We start from the raw sequence: 1,012 nt of genomic DNA, 5'->3' as shown, positions 1-1,012 counted from the left end.
GTCGTGAGGGGCGCGGCTCAGGCCCGCGCCCGCCCGCCCCGGGCCTGAGCCGCGCCCCTCACGACCGGGTGTGCCCGAGTGCGGCCCTGAGCGCGGGCCCCGGCGCCGGCGTCGGTAGCCTGGGCGCATGCCGAGCCCACGGATCCGCCCACTGGACCTCACCGACGACGCCATGGCGGCGGCCGTGCACCGCATCGGGCGGGCGGCGTACGCGGTGGAGGCGGAGCTGATCGGCTTCGACGGCATCCCGGCGCTGGGCGAGAGCCTCGCGGAGATGCGTGCGCGGGAGCTGGACTGGGTCGGCGCCGTCTCCGACAACGGGGAGCTCGCCGGTTTCCTCGCCTGGGAGGAGGAGGCCGACGGCGGCATCTCCCTCGACCGTCTCTGCGTGGCCCCGGCCTGGTTCCGCCGGGGCATCGCCTCCCTGCTGCTCCGCCACGCCCTGACCGGCCTCTTCCCCGGCCGCCCCGTCACCGTCACCACGGGCGCCGCCAACACCCCGGCGGTCTCCCTCTACGAGCACCTGGGCTTCACCCGCGGCCCCGACTTCTCCCCCGCCCCGGACCTGATCATGGCCTCGTTCCGCCTCGCCTGACCAGGCCGGCCGCACCATCCGGCTTCGCCGCACCATTCCCGGCCCCGCCGCACGATCCCAGCCCCGCCGGCGTTGGAGGCGCTCTTTCAGCCCCGCCGGCGTTGAAGGCGCGGGGCCCGGGGCGGAGCCCCAGCAGCGGCGGCGCACCCTACTCGTCGGCCTCGAGCACATCCGCAGGATCGAACGCGTCGTCGAGCGACTTCATCAGCCGTTCCCGCTCGACCTCGTCCAACGGCACCGGCGTCACGTCCGTCGCATCCGTCAGGCGACGGAAGCCGCCCCGCCGCTGCAACCGCCCGCCGACGCGGATCGGCAGGCCCACCAGGTGCGCGTGCCCCGCCACCCGGTACGCCTCCTCGTCCAGCGCCGCGCGGACGTACGGGACCTCCGCCCCCGCGAGGACCCGCAGCCGGACCG

General features: G+C 76.3%; 1 protein-coding gene and 1 pseudogene. One reads left to right on the top strand and one right to left on the bottom strand.

The window, feature by feature from the left end; all coding sequences use genetic code 11:
- Positions 1-127: 127 nt before the first annotated feature.
- Positions 128-595: a GNAT family N-acetyltransferase gene (locus tag PV721_RS43550; protein ID WP_319734436.1), complete on the top strand. Its 468-nt coding sequence runs from the start codon at positions 128-130 to the stop codon at positions 593-595.
- 148 nt (positions 596-743) lie between these two features.
- Here the strand turns inward: PV721_RS43550 and PV721_RS43545 are convergent.
- Positions 744-1,012, bottom strand: a pseudogene (locus PV721_RS43545) (hypothetical protein); the annotation flags it as partial.

It is taken from the genome of Streptomyces sp. MB09-01, from assembly GCF_033794505.1.
Taxonomy (GTDB): domain Bacteria; phylum Actinomycetota; class Actinomycetes; order Streptomycetales; family Streptomycetaceae; genus Streptomyces.
The sequence above is the reverse complement of the archived record's forward strand: the minus strand, read 5'-3'. Positions and strand labels throughout refer to the sequence as shown.